16 protein-coding genes are annotated in these 17,755 nt (G+C 72.7%); 5 read left to right on the top strand and 11 right to left on the bottom strand.

What is annotated here, in order from left to right; translation table 11 throughout:
• Positions 1–3: 3 nt before the first annotated feature.
• The 10 genes from A6Q81_RS10500 to A6Q81_RS10545 form a co-directional block, all read right to left on the bottom strand.
• Positions 4–786 (bottom strand): XdhC family protein, encoded by a 783-nt coding sequence (locus A6Q81_RS10500; protein WP_286690396.1) that lies wholly within the window; start codon positions 784–786, stop codon positions 4–6.
• Positions 783–1,268 carry a (2Fe-2S)-binding protein gene (locus A6Q81_RS10505; protein ID WP_067856070.1) on the bottom strand — a complete coding sequence of 162 codons (486 nt, stop codon included), beginning with the start codon at positions 1,266–1,268 and terminating at the stop codon, positions 783–785. The genes A6Q81_RS10500 and A6Q81_RS10505 overlap by 4 nt, the downstream gene beginning before the upstream one ends.
• A 10-nt stretch (positions 1,269–1,278) precedes the next feature.
• A complete protein-coding gene (locus A6Q81_RS10510; RefSeq protein WP_067856067.1) occupies positions 1,279–3,609 on the bottom strand; it encodes a molybdopterin cofactor-binding domain-containing protein in 2,331 nt (776 codons plus the stop codon).
• 108 nt (positions 3,610–3,717) lie between these two features.
• Positions 3,718–4,287 carry a nucleotidyltransferase family protein gene (locus A6Q81_RS10515; protein WP_286690397.1) on the bottom strand — a complete coding sequence of 190 codons (570 nt, stop codon included), beginning with the start codon at positions 4,285–4,287 and terminating at the stop codon, positions 3,718–3,720.
• 74 nt (positions 4,288–4,361) lie between these two features.
• Complete coding sequence (locus A6Q81_RS10520) at positions 4,362–6,803, bottom strand: MMPL family transporter (RefSeq protein WP_286690398.1); 2,442 nt, start codon at positions 6,801–6,803, stop codon at positions 4,362–4,364.
• Positions 6,804–6,837: 34 nt separating this feature from the next.
• Complete coding sequence (locus A6Q81_RS10525) at positions 6,838–7,476, bottom strand: TetR/AcrR family transcriptional regulator (protein WP_067856058.1); 639 nt, start codon at positions 7,474–7,476, stop codon at positions 6,838–6,840.
• Positions 7,477–7,566: 90 nt separating this feature from the next.
• Positions 7,567–8,256, bottom strand: a complete 690-nt coding sequence (locus tag A6Q81_RS10530; RefSeq protein ID WP_286690399.1) for a DedA family protein — start codon at positions 8,254–8,256, stop codon at positions 7,567–7,569.
• Complete coding sequence (locus A6Q81_RS10535; RefSeq protein ID WP_067856053.1) at positions 8,253–8,771, bottom strand: GtrA family protein; 519 nt, start codon at positions 8,769–8,771, stop codon at positions 8,253–8,255. Before A6Q81_RS10535 ends, A6Q81_RS10530 begins: the two co-directional genes overlap by 4 nt.
• On the bottom strand, positions 8,768–9,514 hold the full coding sequence (locus A6Q81_RS10540) for a polyprenol monophosphomannose synthase (RefSeq protein ID WP_067856050.1): 747 nt from the start codon (positions 9,512–9,514) through the stop codon (positions 8,768–8,770). Before A6Q81_RS10540 ends, A6Q81_RS10535 begins: the two co-directional genes overlap by 4 nt.
• 14 nt (positions 9,515–9,528) lie before the next feature.
• On the bottom strand, positions 9,529–11,037 hold the full coding sequence (locus A6Q81_RS10545) for a hypothetical protein (protein ID WP_286690400.1): 1,509 nt from the start codon (positions 11,035–11,037) through the stop codon (positions 9,529–9,531).
• Positions 11,038–11,128: 91 nt separating this feature from the next.
• On the opposite strand from A6Q81_RS10545, the gene A6Q81_RS10550 reads away from it, so the two are divergent.
• Genes A6Q81_RS10550 through A6Q81_RS10570 form a run of 5 tightly spaced genes read left to right on the top strand, consistent with a single transcriptional unit; the run spans position 11,129 to position 15,211 of the window.
• Entirely contained in the window at positions 11,129–11,791 is a 663-nt protein-coding gene (locus A6Q81_RS10550; protein WP_286690401.1) for a response regulator transcription factor, read from the top strand.
• The gene (locus A6Q81_RS10555; RefSeq protein WP_286690402.1) at positions 11,788–13,098 is read left to right on the top strand and encodes a sensor histidine kinase; all 1,311 of its coding nucleotides are present in this window, start codon (positions 11,788–11,790) and stop codon (positions 13,096–13,098) included. Before A6Q81_RS10550 ends, A6Q81_RS10555 begins: the two co-directional genes overlap by 4 nt.
• Positions 13,099–13,139: 41 nt before the next feature.
• On the top strand, positions 13,140–13,538 hold the full coding sequence (locus A6Q81_RS10560) for a hypothetical protein (protein ID WP_067856039.1): 399 nt from the start codon (positions 13,140–13,142) through the stop codon (positions 13,536–13,538).
• Position 13,539: 1 nt separating this feature from the next.
• Positions 13,540–14,757, top strand: a complete 1,218-nt coding sequence (locus A6Q81_RS10565; protein ID WP_067856035.1) for a glutathionylspermidine synthase family protein — start codon at positions 13,540–13,542, stop codon at positions 14,755–14,757.
• A 34-nt stretch (positions 14,758–14,791) separates the two neighbouring features.
• A complete protein-coding gene (locus A6Q81_RS10570) occupies positions 14,792–15,211 on the top strand; it encodes a DUF350 domain-containing protein (protein WP_067856032.1) in 420 nt (139 codons plus the stop codon).
• A gap of 192 nt (positions 15,212–15,403) precedes the next feature.
• Here the strand turns inward: A6Q81_RS10570 and A6Q81_RS10575 are convergent.
• On the bottom strand, positions 15,404–17,755 hold a 2,352-nt coding region (locus A6Q81_RS10575; RefSeq protein WP_286690403.1), incomplete at its 5' end, for an Ig domain-containing protein.

Raw genomic sequence — 17,755 nt, forward strand, 5'->3', positions numbered from 1 at the left:
GCCCTAAGGCCAGGCGAGCGCCGGCCAGTCGTTGTGGTCCGAGTTCCTCCAGTCCAGCTCGTCGAGCACCGACAGCACCTCTGCTGCGGTCGAGAGGTCGCGTTCGACCTGAATCCTGTGGAGTAGTCCCTTCAGATGCCCCATCCTCGGCCCCGGCTCCAATCCGGTCGCTTCGACAAGTACGGTCCCATCCACTAGGGGAGCGTTCCCCGCAGCAAGGGGGCTCAGCGACTGCAGAGCGCTCGTAAACTCCTCGATTTCCCTCCCCCGCCCAAGTGAATAGGCGGCGAAGGCACTCTCCATCGCCGCGACGGTGGCGGCGACCTCGCCGAGCACCGACCGGCCCAGCCCGTCGGTCAGCACGAGCCGCTCCCCCACCCGCCGCCGGTCCGGGTGCTCCAGCACCGTCACGACCGCGACGGCGCCTCCGGTGGCGACCCGCGCCGCCACGTCGGCCAACCCGTCGTCGGGCCCGACGCGCTGGATGAGCACCTCGATGCGTCCGCCGCACGTGAGCCCGACGTCGAACAGGTCGTCGGCCGCGAAGCCGAACGTGCGCAGCGTCGGCTCGCCCGACGCCAGCGTGGCCTCGGCGAGGTCGACGACCGCTGCCTCCACGCAGCCGCCCGACACCGATCCGGCGATGCGGCCGTCGGTCGCGACCACCATCGCCGCGCCCGCCTGGCGCGGCGCGGAGCCCGACGTGCCGACGACCGTGGCCAGCGCGACGGGCGAGTCCTGCACCCAGCGAGCGGCGCTCGCGAGGGCGGCGTCGGCGACCGTCACCGGCGCATCAGCCTCTCGCCCGTGCGGACCGCCTCGCGGATCCGCGTGTAGGTGCCGCAGCGGCACACGTTGCGGATCGCGTCGAGGTCGGCGTCGGTGATGGCCCGACCCTCACGTTGCACTCGCTTGACGAGCGCCACCGCGGTCATGATCTGGCCGGGCTGGCAGTAGCCGCACTGCGCGACGTCGTGCTCGAGCCAGGCCTCCTGCATCGGGTGCAGGTCGTCTCCGGGCACGGTGTCCGCCAGACCCTCGATGGTCGTGACCTTGTCGGTGGGCCGGATCTTCTCGACCGGCACCGCGCACGGGTTGAAGGCCTTGCCGTTCAGGTGCGACGTGCACGCCTTGCAGACGTTGATGCCGCACCCGTACTTCGGGCCGGTGACGCCGAGGACGTCACGCAGCACCCACAGGAGGCGCACGCCCTTCTCGACGTCGACGGTGACCTTCTCGCCGTTGAGCTGGAAGCTGTACTTGGGCATGTCGGGCTCCTCAGGAGACGAAGGTCAGGCCGTTGGTCGGCGAGGCCGGCACGGGCGGGACGAAGGACTTGGGCGTGAAGTGCAGGGGTTGACGGAAGTTGACGGGGAACTCGGTCGGCATGGTGCCGGTGGCCCGCGCGTAGGCGCAGGCCACGGCGGCAGCCGACGCGGCGACGCCGGCCTCGCCGATGCCGCCCGGCTCGGTGCTCTCGGACTCCATCACCTCGCACCGGAACTCCAGCGGCGTGTTCCACTGACGGGTGTAGGCCGAGTTGTCCCAGCTCGCCTCGAGGAAGTGACCGTCGACGAGGTGGTTGCTGTAGGTCAGGACCTGCGCCATCCCGTCGCTGAACCCGCCCATCATCTGCGCCTCGATGCCGAGCGGGTTGATGGCGAGGCCGCAGTCGACGACCACGGTCGCGCGGAGCACGCGCGGACCGGTCACGGCGTCGCGCACCTTGCGGTTCACCGTGGCCGGACGGCAGTCGAGCTCGACCACCACCGCGGTCGCCCCCTTGTACTCCTTGTGGATGGCGATGCCCTGGGCGACGCCCTTCGGCAGCTTGCGCCCCCACTCGCCGAGCTCGGCGGCACGGTCGAGCACGCGACGGACGACGCCGCTCTTGGTGAACGTCCTGCGGAACTCGACCGGGTCGGTCCGGAAGCGGGCGGCGAGCTGGTCGACGATCAGCTCGTTCGCGACCCTGACGTCGGGTGAGTAGATGTTGCGCACCGAGCTGGTGTTGAACCGGCTCTGGTCGTAGTTCGACTCGTTGAGCAGCTGGGTCACGACGCCGAAGTTGTAGGGCAGCTCCTGCGTCAGCAGGAACACCGTCTCGGAGAAGCCGAGGTTGCCCAGTCCCGACGGCAGCGACGCGACCTCGGCGGTGATGCGCTCGCCCAGCCCGTGCGTGAAGTCGCAGGAGACCGACGTGTGCCGCTGCTCGAAGGTCGCGACCGTGTCGCCGAGGACCGTGGCGCGGATGCGCGACGTCGCCATCGGGTGCACGCGACCCTGGCGCGGCTCGTCGGCCCGGTGCCACATGAGCTTGACCGGGACCCCGAAGGCCTTCGAGACCTGCGCGGCCTCGATGGCGCCGTCGCTGAAGAGCTTGCGCCCGAACGAGCCGCCCCCGGTGACCACGTTCACCTCGACCTTCGACTGCGGCAGGCCGAGCAGCTTGGCGATCTTCGACTGGGCGTCGATCGGCGACTTCAGACCGCTCCAGATCCGCGCGGAGTCCTTGCGCACGTCGGCGACCGCGCAGTTCGGCTCGAGGGCCGACCCGCTGCGGAAGTGGAAGGTGAACGAGCCCTCGACGGTGGTCGCCCCCAGCGCGGGCACCGCCAGCGGCAGCTCGGCCGCCTTCAGCTCGCGGGTGACGTCATCGGCCTTCTTGCCGGGCACGGTCCCCTCGGACCACTGGACGTCGAGCGCGCGGACCGCGTCGATGCACTGGCCGAACGTGCGGGCGCGGACGGCGACGCCGGTGGGCACCATGCCCACGTGCGTCACGCCCGGCATCGCTCTGACCTTCGCGGCGTTGCGGACCTTGACGGGCTTGCCGTTGAGGGCGGGCGCGCGGCACACCATCGTCGGGAGCGCGTTCTTGACCTTGAGGTCCATGGCGAACGTCTTGCGGCCCGTCACCGCGTCGAGCGCGTCGATCCGGCGCTGCGGCGTGCCCACGACCTTGCGCTCGCGCGACTCGTCGAGGGTCACCTCGACCTCCCGCGTGCGCGAGGTGTCGACCTTCTGGGCGGCCTGCCCGTAGGTGACCGACGAGCCGAGCGCGTCGAGGATCGTGCCGCCCTTCGTCGTCAGGCTGGTCACCTGGGCGCCCAGCATGATCGCCGCCGCCTCGAGCAGCGACTGCCGTGCGACGGCGGCGGCCACGCGGATCGGCGTGTACGTCGAGATCGTGGTGTTCGAGCCGCCGGTGAGCTGGTTGAACAGCAGCTCCGGGCGCGCCGGGGCCAGTGTCACGTGCACGCGGTCAAGCGGGAGGTCGAGCTCCTCGGCGAGGATCATGGCCGTCGACGTCGTGATGCCCTGCCCCACCTCCATGCGCGGGAGCGCGAAGTGGGCGTCGCCGCGACGGTCGATGCGGACGGCGACGAGGTTCGACGTCGGGAGCGCGCACTGCGTCAGGAAGTCGTTGAGGTCGTAGGCCTCAGGGATCTGCGGGACCGACGGCAGCACCACGGCGGCCGACGCGGGCGAGGCACCGAGGCCGAGGTCGGCGGCGACCAGCAGACCGGCACCGCCGATCACGTAGCCGAGGAAGGTCCGGCGGGTGGGAGCAGGAGCGGGCAGGGCGGAGTCAGGTGGGATGGGCACTGCAGCACACTTTCGTCGGGGCTGAGGGGATGGACGAAGTGGGGGATGCGCAGCACTGTGTCACGGGTCACGCGGTGGTGCAGACGAACTAGTCCGGTCGGACCATCCTCAGGTGCCCTCGACGGAGGTGTCGCGGTCCTCTCCGGACGCGAGGTCGTCGCACGCGACTGCGGTGGCAGATGCGGCGCTCAGGTACGCATGTGCGCCCCGGTCTCCCACCAGCGTCGCCGCACATGCGGACCAGTGGTCGCGCCCCATCAGCACGGGGTGACCGGGGCGGGAGAAAAATTCTGCGCGGGCGAGCGCGTCGGGCGCCGAACCCTGCGCCGCGACCCGCGCGACGACGTCGGAGCCGACGTCGGGCAGGTCGACGAGATGGATCATCACGGCGTCGGCCGAGGTCGCGGCGACGGCACGCAGCCCAGCGCGCAGCGACGCCGACATGCCCTCGGACCAGTCGTCCGCGACGACGACGCGCGCGTCGGGCGGGACGAGGGCGCGTGCCGTGTCGGCCTCCGCGCCCAGGACCACGTGCACGGGATCACACCCGCCCTCGCGAAGCACCCGGACGGCGCGCGCGACCCACGGCTCGCCGTCCGCGTCGACCACCGTGGCCTTCGGCCGACCGAGTCGTCGCCCGGCCCCGGCCCCGAGCACCAGTCCGTGCAGCTCACCCACGCGCGCCTCCTCCTCTCCCCTGAGTGTGACGTTTGCGGGGCGAGAACGCTGATTCCGCCCCGCAAACGTCACGCTCAGCGGGGGTGGGCGTCCTCCGGGTGTGCGTGCGCCGGGTCGGGGTGGGAGCGCTCGAGCGCGGCACCCTCGACGTCCATGTCGGGCAGGATGCGGTCGAGCCAGCGCGGCATCCACCAGGCCGACTCCCCCAGCAGGTGCATGACGGCCGGGACGAGCAGGATGCGCACGACGAACGCGTCGACCAGCACGCCGAAGGCCAGCCCGAAGCCGACGGACTTGATCATCCCGGAGTCGGCGAAGATGAACCCCGCGAAGACGGACACCATGATGAGCGCCGCGGCGATGACGACCGACCGGCCCGCGTGGAACCCCCGCTGCACCGCCACCCGCGCCGGCGCGCCGTGCGCGTGCGCCTCACGCATCCCTGACACGAGGAACAGCTGGTAGTCCATCGCCAGCCCGAACAGCACGCCGATGAGGATGACCGGCAGGAAGCTCAGCACCGGGCCGGGGTCGTGCACGCCGAACACCGAGCCGATCCAGCCCCACTGGAAGATCGCGGTGAGCCCGCCGAACGTCGCGAGCAGCGACAGCACGAAGCCCAGCGTCGCGGTGAGCGGTACCAGGATCGACCGGAACACCAGCACGAGGATCAGCAACGACAGCCCCACGACGACCGCGAGGTAGACCGGCAGCGCGTCGGAGAGCTGCGCGCTGACGTCGATGTTGCCCGACGTCGCGCCGGCGACACCGAACGACGCCACGCCGTCCGCGCGCAGGTCGCGGACGTCGCGGACGAGCTGCTCGGTCGCCTCGTCGGACGGTCCGGTCTTCGGCACCACCTGGAACGCGAGGAGCATCTTGTCCTCCGACGCGCCGACGGGCGCCACGGCGGTGACGTCGCCCTGGTCGCGCAGCAGCTCGCCGAGACGCAGCTGCTCCGACGTCAGCGTGGCGTCGGTGACCGGGTCGTCGAGCGTCGCCACGACGAGCAGCGGGCCGTTCGCGCCGGGCCCGAACGCCCGCTCGACCGTGCTGTACGACTGGTAGACGACCGAGTCCTCAGGCTCCGACGTGGCCGAGTTGAGGCCGAGCCGCATCGAGAGCGCGGGGATCGCCACGACGAGCAGCACGACGACGGTCCCCACGACGGTGAGCCACGCGCGGACGGTGCTCATCGGGCGGTCGGCGGGCAGGTGCGCACCCTCGGGCTGCGGCGCCTGACCGCGCTCCTTGCGGGTCAGGGCACGACGGCCGAGCAGACCGAGCATCGCGGGCGTCAGCGTGATGGCGACGAGGATCGCGACGAACACGCAGATCGCGCCGACCGTGCCCATGACGCCGAGGAACCCGATCCCGACGACGTTGAGCGCGAGCAGGGCGATCAGCACGGTGCTGCCGGCGAACACGACCGCGTTGCCCGACGTCCCGTTGGCGAGGCCGATCGACTCGTGCACGTCCATGCCGCGCGCGAGCTGCTTGCGGTGCCGGTTGATGATGAAGAGCGAGTAGTCGATGCCGACCGCCAGGCCGAGCATCACGCCGAGGGCCGGGCTGACCGACAGCATCTCGACGGCCCCGGACAGCGAGAGGCTGGCCAGGACGCCGACGCCGACGCCGAGCAGCGCGTTCAGCAGCGGCAGGCCCGCCGTCACGAACGTCCCGAGCATCACCACGAGGACGATCGCGGCCACGACGAGGCCGACGGCCTCGCCCGGCCCGAAGACGTTCGGGATCTCCTGGGAGATCTCGGCGGACGGCAGCACCTCGACGCCGTCGACCGGGTCGTCGGTGAGCGCGGCCAGCACGTCCTCTCGGACCTCCGGCGTCACCTCGACGAGCTCGTCCGTGAACTGCACCTGCGCGAGGGCGGTGGTCCCGTCCTCCGAGACCTGCCGCAGACCCTCACTGAGCTTCAGCAGTGCCGCGCCGTCGTCGAGCGTGCGACCCTGCGCCTCGAGCTCCTCGCGACCCTGCGCGAGCTCCTCCTCCTGGGCGGCGAGCTGCTGGCGCTGCACCTGCGACACCGAGGGCGCGGCCTCGAGCTGCTGTCGCGCCGCGGCGAGCTGCCGCTCTCCTGCCTCCAGGCGCTCGCGTCCCTGCTCGAGCTGTCGTCGGCCGTCCTCCAGCTTCTGGACCTGCGCGGCGGCCTGCTGCTCGACGGCGAACGGGTCGACCGTGCCCGCGACACCGTCGACGCCGTCGACCTTCTTCAGCACGGCCGCGATGCCGGCCCGCTGCGCGTCGGAGAGCGCCTTGCCGTCCTCGCTGCGGAAGATCCCCGTCGCGCTGCCGCCGCTCGCGTCGGGGAACCGGTCCGCGAGCTGGTCTGCCACGCGCTGCGTGGGCGTGTCGGGGATGGTGACGGTCGACGTCAGCGCGCCGCCGAAGAGCGCGAAGGCGCCGGCAGCGAGGGCGAGGACCGCCACCCAGGCGGCCAGCACGGTCCAGGCGCGGCGGGCCGCGAAGCGACCGAGTCGGTAGAGCAACGATGCCATGGTGGTCTCTCTCGGGTCTCGAGCTGACAGGTGGTCAGGCCCTGGCGTGGCGGTAGCCGCGCCCGAGCTGGTCGGTCATGCGGACGACGAGCGACGTCCACAGCGCACGGGAGTCGTCGTCGACGACGCCCCGGGTCTCCTCGCACCAGCGCTGGGCGACGAAGGCGGTCCCGTTCATCAGCGAGGTGACGAGCAGCTCGCGGCCGAAGGTGTCCGTGGTGTCCCCGGGCTCGAGCGCGGTGGCGAGCAGCAGGTCGCGCAGGCGGTGGAAGGCGTCGTCGATGACGTGGCCGTAGCGCCGCGGCAGCGTGTCGTCGACGCTGAGCACCGACCACAGGAACGACATCTGCGGCGTCAGGTCGGTCTGCTCGAAGACGGCGGACATGCGGGCGAAGGTGCTGTCGAGGGTGTCGTCGCCCTCGACGCGACGCGCCGCGGACTCGAGCGCGTCGACGGCCTCGCCGATGCTGCGGGCCAGCACCTCGGTGACGACCGCCTCGAGCGTGGCGAAGTGGTTGAACACCGTCCGTCGCGACACGCCGGCGCGTTCGGCGAGGGCCTCGGTGCTGAGCTGCACCGATCGCGTCTCCGCCACCAGGTCGGCGGCAGCGGCGAGGATCGCCTCGCGGTGCTGCTCACCGCGCTGCTGGCGGCGGTCGACGTTCTCGGTCACCCTTCCAGACTAGGCAGGTCGTTGCACTGAGTGCATCTTCTGTCGATGTCGCCGTGGTCACATGGTGGCGACCGCCGGCGGCGTCTCCGGCTACGCCGCCTCAGCGCTCTCGGCCGGCCCGGAGGACGCAGCGGGCTCGGCGGACTCCGGAGGCTCGGGGGTCTGCGCAGCACGCGCCCGCGTCCGTCGCATGCGCAGCAGCTCGATGCCGAGCGGGACCACGGAGAGACCGGCGAAGCCGATGGTGATGACCTCCACGTGCTGGGCGACCAGCGGGATGTCGCCGAACAACGCGCCGAGCGCCACCATCCCACTCCCCCACAGCACGGCGCCGACGACGTTGTACGCCGTGAACCGACCACGAGGCATGCGGGCCACGCCGGCCACCGTGGGCGTGAAGGTGCGGATGATCGGGATGAAGCGTCCGATGATGACCGCCGCGTTGCCCCGACGCTCGAAGAAGTCGTGCGCCCGGTCGACGTACTCGGGCCGCAGGAACCGTGAGGTCTCCCGCCGGAAGACGGCCGGCCCGTACCGGCGACCGATGAGGTACCCGAGCTGGTCGCCGGCGGCGGCCGCCAGCACGACCCCGATCATCACCAGCCAGATCGGCACCCCCACGACGTGGGACGTCACGAGCGCGCCGGACAGGAACAGCAGGGAGTCCCCGGGCAGGACGAAGCCGAGCAGCAGGCCCGTCTCGGCGAAGACGACGAGCATGACGACGAGCACCGCGGCCGGCCCGAGGGTCAGCAGGAGCGGGGTGAAGACGGCGGTCATGAGGCGATCGTCCCCGGCTCCACCTGACTGCCACCTGACTGCGCCCTGCCGCCCGTTCCACCGTGGAGGACACCCTCACCGACCGCCTCGGGTCCGGCGTCCTCGCGGAACACCAGCAGCCGGTAGGTCCAGAACCGGAAGACGGTCCCGAGCAGCAGGCCGACACCGTTCGCGCTCACGTTGTCGGCCAGCCGCGACGTGAGGTGCAGGAGGTCGTGCGAGACCAGCAGGCACACCACCGAGAAGCCGAGGCCCACGACGTTCAGCAGCACGAACCACGCGACCTCACGGCGTCCCCACCGTCGTCCCGACCACGTCAGGGCGGCGTTGCCTGCGAACGTCACGATCATGGCGATGCCGACGGCGAGCACCCGGGCGACGCTCGGGTCCCACGACCGGAACGGCGGCAGGACGAGCAGCTCGTTGAACGCGACGACGTCGACGACGTAGCCGGAGCCGCCGACCACGAGGAAGGTCAGCACCTCACGGGTCAGCAGCCGTCGCAGCAGCGTCATGCGGCGCCGACCTCGACCCGGCGTCGTGGGGCGAGGGCGTGGCGCAGCTCCTCGCGGCGCCACACGAGCGGGAGCCGCAGCGCCTCGAGCGCGATGCTCGTCGACATCTTCGACGCCCCGGCCGTGCGCTCGGTGAAGACGATCGGCAGCTCGCGGACCCGCAGTCCGGCGCGCTCCGCCCGCCACGTGTTCTCCACCTGGAAGCTGTAGCCCTCCGACCGCGAGGTGAGCGCCCCGACCGCGACGAGCGCCTCGGCCCGGAAGGCCTTGAAGCCGGCCGTGCAGTCGTGGACGTGCAGCCCGAGCACGGCGCGCACGTAGACGTTGCCCGCCCGCGACAGCAGGCGCCGCCGCCAGGGCCACCCGCGTGACCCGCCTCCCGGCACGTACCGGGAGCCGACGGCCACGTCGACGTCGCGCAGGGCGTCGAGCAGCGCCGGGACGCGCTCCGGCGGGTGCGACAGGTCGGCGTCCATCTGCACGATGCCCTCGTAGCCGTGCTGCAGCGCCCACTGGAAGCCCGCACGGTACGCGGCGCCGAGGCCGTCCTTGCCCGAGCGCTCCAGGAGGTGCACGTGCGGTCCGAAGCGCGGGTGGGCGCGCACCACGTCGGCCGTGCCGTCGGGACTGGCGTCGTCGACGACCAGCACGTCGGCGTCCGGCGCGGTCGCGGCCAGGGCGTCGAGGAGCACGACGATGCTGTCGCGCTCCTCGTAGGTCGGGACGATGACGATGTTCCTCATGGGTCCTCCTCGGGTCAGCCGCAGTCGGCGGCGGGGACGGGACGGGCGAGCCCGTCGCGCAGGTAGACGGTCGAGCCGCACACGTCGGCGACGCGGCGGTAGCGGCGGTGCAGCACGGCGGTGGCGTCGTGGGTGTGCAGGCCCCAGGAGTGCAGGCTGCGTCCGGTGACGACCCAGGTCGGCGCGCGCGGCCCGGCGAGCACCGCCGTGAAGCCGGTCAGGTCGGGGTCGAGGGTCTTCGTGGGCAGGCTCCACAGGGACGGGTAGGGCGACGTCAGCCCGCTGCCCTGCACGACGCCCGGGTGGCCCCAGGCCACGACGAGGGAGTCGGCCCCGACCGAGGCGGCACCGATGGCCTGCCCGACCCGCTGGTCGCGGGTGAGGTCGTCGGCGCGGGCGGACATGACCGTCGCGCTCAGCACTGCCGGCACGAGGCAGCTCGCCGCGGCGACCGTCGCGAGACGGGGTCGGGCCGTGGAGACCAGCCCGACGCCCACGGCGAGGGGCAGGGCCAGCTGCACGAGGTAGTGCGTCCAGAAGTTGCCGCCGATGGCGATCGAGACCGCCGCCCACCCCGCCCAGGCCAGCGTGACGACGGCGACGAGGCGCACGTCGCGACGCATCCGCCGCACGCCGAGGAGCAGGACCGCCAGGGCGGGCACGACGCCTCCGACCACGGCGGCTCCCAGCAGGTGCAGACCTCGCGCGTGCGCGGCGACGCCTCGCGACGACGCCAGCGCAGCCCCGGCGGCCACGCGGAACGGGTACATGGCGTACCAGACGCCACCCGGCGACGTGCCGTGCAGCGCGGCCCACCCGAGCACGACCGCGCTCACGGCGACGCCACCGGCGGCCGCCCCGGCGAGGGCGACGAGCAGGGTGCGCGGACGCAGGGTCCGCGTGACCGCAGCGAGCGCGACCACGCCCGCTGCCACGACGAGCACGTCGACCATGTTCTGCTTCACGAGCAGCGCGGCCACGAGCCCGGCCCCGGCCAGCCCCCCGCCGAGCAGGTGGTCGCGGCTTCGCATGCCGCGCCACGCGAGCACGACGCCGAGGACGCCGAGCGCGGTGAAGGGCGCTGCCAGGAGCTCGCCGTTCACCTCGTAGGCGCCGGCGGCGGGCGAGGCGAGCAGGGCCCCCGCGACGACGCCCGTCCAGGCCGCCGCGGTCGCCGAGCCGGTCGCGCGGCGCACGGCGGCACCGACCGTGACGACGGCGACGAGGACGGCCAGCGCACCCACGACGCGGAGCCCGACGGCGCCGCCGAGCCCGTCGGCCAGCTGGTACAGCGTGATCAGCAGCGGCGGGCGGTCGACCCAGTAGTGCCCGTAGAGCGACGTCCCGGGACTCCACTGTCCCGCGACCGCCAGGAACCCCGCCTCGTCGGACCCGAGGCCGCGGTCGGCCCAGGTCATCCGCAGCAGCGCCGCGAGCACCCCTGCGGCGCACGGCACCCACGCGACCCCGGGCAGGGTCGTCGCCACGCCACGCACACGGGTCGTGCCGGTGATGCTGGTCATGGCGCCACGCTAGGAGCGGCTACCTGTACGCCACCTGAACGTCGCTGCTCGATCACGCCGCGCTCACCCGGACGTCGGGCAGGATGAGGCCGTGGCCAGGATCGGCGTGTGCGAGGACGACGCGTCGGTGCGGCGCGTCCTCGTCGAGGGGCTGCGGCTCTCGTCGCACGACGTGGTGCTGGCGCGCACGGGACGCGAGGCGATGGAGCTGTTCGGCGCCGACGCGGAGCTCGACGCGCTCGTCCTCGACATCGGCCTGCCCGACGCCGACGGCCGTGACGTCTGCCAGGCGCTGCGGGCCGGCGGGCAGCACGCGCCGGTGCTGTTCCTGACGGCGCTCGACGCCGTGCACGACCGCGTGTCGGGGTTCCACGCGGGAGGCGACGACTACGTGCCGAAGCCGTTCTCGATCAGCGAGGTGCTGGTGCGTCTCGACGCCCTCATGCGCCGTTCGCGCAGCGCGCCGGCCGAGGCCACCGGGCTCGTCCTCGACCCCGAGCGCTTCTCGGTCCGCTCCCCCGGCGGTGAGCAGCGGTTGACGCCGACCGAGTTCAGGATGCTGGCGGCCATCGCCGCCCGACCGGGCGAGGTCGTGCGGCGACGCGCCGTGGTCGCGGCCGGCTGGCCCGACGGCGCGATCGTGCACGAGAACACCATCGACACCTACGTGCGCCGCCTGCGCGTGAAGCTCGAGGCCATCGACGCCCCGGTGACCCTCGAGACCGTGCGCGGGGTCGGGTTCGTGCTCCGATGAGCCGCTCGCCCGGGGTGCGCGGACGACTCGTGCTCACGACGGCGCTCATCACGACGGGCGCGATGGCGCTCATGCTCGTGGTGGTGCTGCTCGCCGCGAACCAGCTCATGGCGTCGCAGGTGCAGACCGCGCTCGACGACCGCATCGACACCGTGGCCGCGTCGCTCGCAGCACGCCAGGGACGGGTCGAGGTGCCCGACGTGGGGGCCGACACCGTCCTCGACGGCGTCTGGGTCTTCGACGCCTCCGGCGTGCAGGTGTCGGGCCCCGACGCCAGCGCCCGGACGACCGCGGTGGTCGACGGTCTGGCCGAAGTGCGTCAGGCGACGACGCTCAAGCGCGGCGAGCGGCTGTTCCGGGCCCGACCGGTCGCCGTCCCCGGACCTGACGACCTCACCGCCGTCGTCGTGGCCACCGAGTCGCTCGACGTCTACGAGGCGAGCCGCGACATCCTGCTCGGGGCGCTCGGCGTGGCGGCGCTGCTCGTGGTGGCGGGGACCGCCGCTACGACGGCGTGGACCGTGTCGCGCACGCTGCGCCGCGTCGGCGAGATGACCGAGTCCGCCGACGAGTGGAGCGCGCACGACCTCGAGGCCCGCTTCGACCTCACGGGCGACGACGAGCTGGCCCGGCTCGGCCGGACGCTGGACCGCCTGCTCGACCGCGTGGCGCAGGCGATCCGCGCCGAGCAGCGCCTGACCGGGGAGCTGGCGCACGAGCTGCGCACCCCGTTGACCGCGCTGCGCGGCGAGGCCGAGCTGGCACTGCTCGGGACACCGCCACCCGACGTCCGGGAGCGTTTCGTCCGGGTGCTCGAGCAGGTCGATCGGCTGAACGGCACGATCACCGCGCTGCTGGAGGTGGCGCGCCACTCCACCGGGTCGCCACGCCAGGCCGACGTCGGCGAGGTGGTCGCCGCGCTCGTCGCCGCGCGACCTCCCGCGGACGTCCGGACCGACGTCGCCGCTGCGGCCGGGCTGCACGTGGCGGCCGCCGCCGAGCTCGTCGAGCGGATCGTCGGACCCGTCGTCGACAACGCCGTGCGGCACGCCCGCACGCGGGTCGAGGTCGTGGTGCGCCGTCGCGCGGGCCGGGTCGTCGTCGAGGTGAGCGACGACGGGGCCGGCCTCGACGCTGCGCACGGCGAGGACGTGTTCCGCGCCGGCTTCCGACGCAGCGACGACACGGAGGGCGCCGGCCTCGGCCTTCCCCTCGCGCGTCGGGTCGCGGCGACCGTGGGAGGCACCGTGAGCGTGACGTCGGCGCACGACCCGACGACGTTCACCATCGACCTGCCGCCTGCCTGATTGGACGGGCGCACAGGATCGACCTTCGCTACGGTGCTCGCGTGGACGACGACAGGAAGCGCTCCGCCATCGTGGGCGTCGGGGCCGTGGCGCTGGCCGTGACCGCGATCGTGGCCATCTCGAACGACGGCGGCGCCGACAACCGCGCTGTGTGCGTGGACCGGTCCACCGACACCCGCGTCTCCGACGAGCGCTGCGACGACGACTCCTCGATCGAGGGCGGCTCGTCCGACAGCGGCGGTGGCTCGTCCGGCGGTGGCGGCTACGGCTGGTACTACATCCCGGCGGGCCGCACGGCGCCCGGCGTCGGCGAGAAGACCTCAGGCCAGGGCTCGTACACGCCGCCTCCGTCGTCGGTGAAGCGCGGAGGCGTGGCCTACGACGGCGGCGAGGTGACCCGAGGCGGGTTCTTCTCCGGCAAGAGCTCGTTCGGCGGCTGACGTGCGACGACTCGCGTCAGAGCCACGGCCCGACTGGCTCGCGAAGGTCGAGGGCGAGGGACTCACGTACGCCGTCGACCGCGCCGAGGACGGCGAGCAGCTGCCCTACTGGGACGAGTCGGCCTGCTACGTGCTGAGCGAGGCCGAGGTCGACCACCTCGAGCGCGTGACCGGCGACCTGCACGCGATGGCGGTGGAGGCCGCCGGCCGGATGGTCACCGATCCGAGCGTCGTCGAGCGCCTCGGTCTGCCGCCCGGGTCGGGCGAGCTGCTGGCGCGGTCCTTGCACGACCCCGACGAGATCTCGATCTACGGCCGCTTCGACCTCGCGTGGGACGGCACGGGCGAGCCCCGGCTGCTGGAGTACAACGCCGACACGCCCGCCGGGCTCGTCGAGGCGGCGGTCTGCCAGTGGACGTGGCTGGAGGAGACGCACCCGGACCGCGACCAGTGGAACATGCTGCACGAGCACCTGGTGAAGCGCTGGGGCGAGCTGCGCTCGCAGGGCGTCGACGTGGTGCACTTCGCCGTCGGGCAGCAGGAGCCGACCGAGGACTGGGTGACGGTCGCGTACCTGCGTGACACGGCGCAGGAGGCGGGCGTGCAGACGCTCGGCGTGACCGTCGAGGACATCGGCTGGCACCACGACCGCGAGATCTTCCTCGACCCCGAGGACGTGGAGATGCGCTACTGCTTCGCCATGTACCCGACGGAGTGGATGCTCGACTCGATCTTCGGGCAGCACCTGATCGCCGGGCGAGGCACGACGCGCTGGATCGAGCCGCCGTGGAAGCTGCTGCTGGGCTCGAAGGCGCTGCTGCCGGTGCTGTGGGACATGTTCCCCGGCCACCCGAACCTGCTCCCGTCCTACTTCGACGCGCCCTACGCGATGCGCCGCTACGTCACGAAGCCGCTGTTCGGCTGGGAGGGCGACGGCGTGGAGGTCCACGGCGAGGGGATCGCCGAGTCCGTCCCCCGCTCGCACACGGAGGGCCAGCAGGTGGTCTACCAGCAGTACGTCGACCTGCCCGACTTCGACGGCCACCACCCCGTGCTCGGGACGTGGGTGATCGGGGGCCGTGCCGCGGGTCTCGGCATCCGCGAGTCACGCGAGCGGATCACCACCACCCGCGCACGCTTCGTCCCGCACCTGATGGACACGCCCCGCTCGTCGCCCGACCAGGTCGCGTCCTGGCTCGCCGACACCGACCACCGCTGACCTCAGCCCCCACCACCCATCCGAGGAGACCTCCATGGACCTGCTGACCTCCGTCGGCTACGCGCTCGCCTACGCCGTCGTCGGCATCGTCGTGCTGGGCGTCGGCTACGGCGTGCTCGACCTGCTCACGCCCGGGCACCTCGGCCGGCACATCATGGCCGGCTCGATGAACGCGGCTCTCGTCGCCGCCTCCGGGATCCTCGGCCTGGGCCTGGTGGTCTACACCGCGATCTGGCACCACGCCGACGCCTCCTTCGGCGAGGCCCTCGGCTACACGATCGTGTTCGGGCTGTTCGGCGTCGTCGTGCAGGCGGTCGCGTTCCGCCTCGTCGACATCGTCATGCCCGACGACCTCGCCGCCACCGCGATGGAGACGACCTTCCACCCCGCGACCCTCGTCCCGGCCGCCACCCAGATCGCGGTGTCGCTGGTCGTGGTCGCCAGCATCGCCTGAGCGCTTCCCGCCCGCCGGCGCCTGCCCCCCTCGCGGTAGATCAGACGCGTCATCGGCCCTGGCGGTAGGTGACGCGCCCCACGCGGGCCCTGAAGGGCGCGAGACCTACCACCGACCCGGCCAGGGCGCGCAGGACGGCGACGGGCCCGCCCGTGAAGTTCACGGACGGGCCCGACTCCGGGTGTGACTGGTTCAGCGCTGCGCACGCACCGGGATGGTGTGCAGGGTCGAGCCCGTCTTGACGCCGAGCACCCAGTGACCCTTGCGGCTCATGCCGCGGTCCATCCGCACCGGCAGCGAGAAGCGGTTCAGGCCCGCCTGCTTGCCGGCCCGCACGAGGTAGCTGCCCGACGCGGTCGGACGGCTGCCACGCGGTGCAGCGTTGTAGTACTGCGGCCGGGCCGTGCCGGAGGTCAGGGCGACCACCTGGTACGTCTGGCCGTCACGCACCTGCCACGCGCCGTCGCGGAACGTGGCGCCCGCGACGTAGAACTTCGCAACGCGGTAGGTCACCGACGCGGTGCTCGTGTTGCCCGCCCGGTCGGTGGCGCGGGCGGTGACGGTCACCTTCTCGCCCGAGACCTTCCGGCTGGTGCGGCACGACGCGATGCCCGAGAGGGCGTCGCGGCTCGTGCACGTGGCACGGGGCGCCTGGCCGGCGTAGACCCGACCCTTCGACACGCCCTTGACCGCGACCCGCGGAGCCGTGCGGTCGACGTTGATGCCCGCGACCGTGACGGTCGTGGCTCCGCCGTCGGCCGCCATCACCGTGCGCGTGACCGACTGGCCCGCACCGTTGCGGCCGAGGGTGACGGGCGCCGGGCAGCTGCCGACCAGCGCGCCGCTCGTCGGCGCGCACTGGAAGGAGACGGTCACGGGCGTGCGGTACCAGCCGCTCGCCGACTTCTTGACCGCGCTGGTGACCTTGGCCGTGACGACCGGGTCCTGACGTGCCGTCGAGTCCGACGAGCCGACGAAGTCGGCGTCACCGGCGTAGGCCGCCGCGACGGCCCGCTCCTTGCCGGCCTCGACCCAGTACGCGAGCGTCGCGACACCGTCGACGACGGGTGCGGTGCCGACCGTCTCGCCGTCGACCGAGAAGGTCACGGTGCCGGTCGGCGCGCCGGCGCCGGGAGCCGTGGGCTGCACGGCAGCGGAGAGCGTGTCACGGGCGACCGTGAGCGTGGTCGACGTCGCGGCCTGCGCGACGGTGACCGTCTGGCTCGTCGAGGCCGCGGCGTAGCGGCCGTTGCCCTCCTGGTCGGCGTCGACGACGCAGGCGCCCGGGTGCTCGAAGGTCACCGTGGAGCCGTCGATGGCGCAGACGCCGGCCGAGGCCTCGTCGACGGAGAGGACGACGGGCTGTCCGGAGTCGCCGGCGGAGGTGGTGACCGCGTAGGTCTGGCCGACCACCGCGTTGGCGGGGGCCTCGGACGTGATGGCGACGGTCTGCGTCGCGAGCGACACCGTGACGGTGACGTCCTGCGTGCTCGACAGCTTCCCGTTCGACGCCTCGACCGTGACCGGGTAGGAGTCGGCGGAGCCGTCGGCGGGCGTGCCCGCGAGGGTGCCGGTGCCGTCGCCGTTGTCGACGAACGTCAGACCAGCGGGCAGGTCGCCGGCCACGGTCAGCGCCGTGTCGGACGGGAACCCGGCGACGGTGGTGACGGTGAACGACCCGGCCTCGCCGACCGTGAACCCGGCGGCGGTGGGGCTGGTGATCCCGGGCGCCTCGTCGACGGTCAGCTCGAGCGTCTGCGTGGCGTCGGGCTCGTTGCCGTTGCTCGCCTTGAGCTCGACGTCGTGGAGGCCGCCGGTGCCGGCGGCCGGGGTGCCGGCCAGCGTGGCCGTGCCGTCGCCGTTGTCGGTGAGCGTGAGGCCGCTGGGCAGCTCGGACGTCGCCGAGATCGTCGCCGCGGGCTTGCCCTTGGTCGTGATGGTGAAGCTTCCCTCGACACCGGCCGTGAACGACGCCGTCGCGTCGCTGGTGAAGCTGGGGGCCTTGACGACGGGCGTGATGGATGCGTTGAGCGCGTTGGCGAGCAGGCGCGTGCCGTCGGTGGACGCGTCCCAGAAGTCTCCGCGGGCGTCGCTCGACGGCGGGAAGAAGTTCAGGAAGATCGACTTCTCGCCGCGGACCACGAGCGGCTCGCCGGAGCTCCAGTGCGCGACGACCGTCGAGCCGTCCCTCGGCGTCGCCGGGTCGTTGCGGTAGCTGCTGCTCCCGCCGTTGAAGGAGGTGACCCCCGCGAGCAGCGGGTCGTCGGCATCGTCGGCGACGAGGGTCAGGCCCGACCCGCCGCTCTGCGAGCCCGGGATGACGGCAAGGTAGCCCTCGGCGGCGAACCGGCCACCGATCTTCAGCCCGGAGTCGTCGTAGCCCGCGAACGTGGCGACCACGACGGTGCCACCCTGGTCGGCGTAGTCGGCGAGGACGTCGCCGAGGGCGTCGGGCTCGCGGAAGTTGCAGTCGTTCCAGACGAGGAGCGCGTCGTACTGCTCGAGCTGGGCCAACGTCGGGGTCGGCAGCGAGCAGCCCTGGAC

This window comes from Aeromicrobium sp. REDSEA-S38_B2 (genome assembly GCF_001628525.1).
In the GTDB taxonomy this organism is placed as follows: Bacteria; Actinomycetota; Actinomycetes; order Propionibacteriales; family Nocardioidaceae; genus Aeromicrobium; species Aeromicrobium erythreum.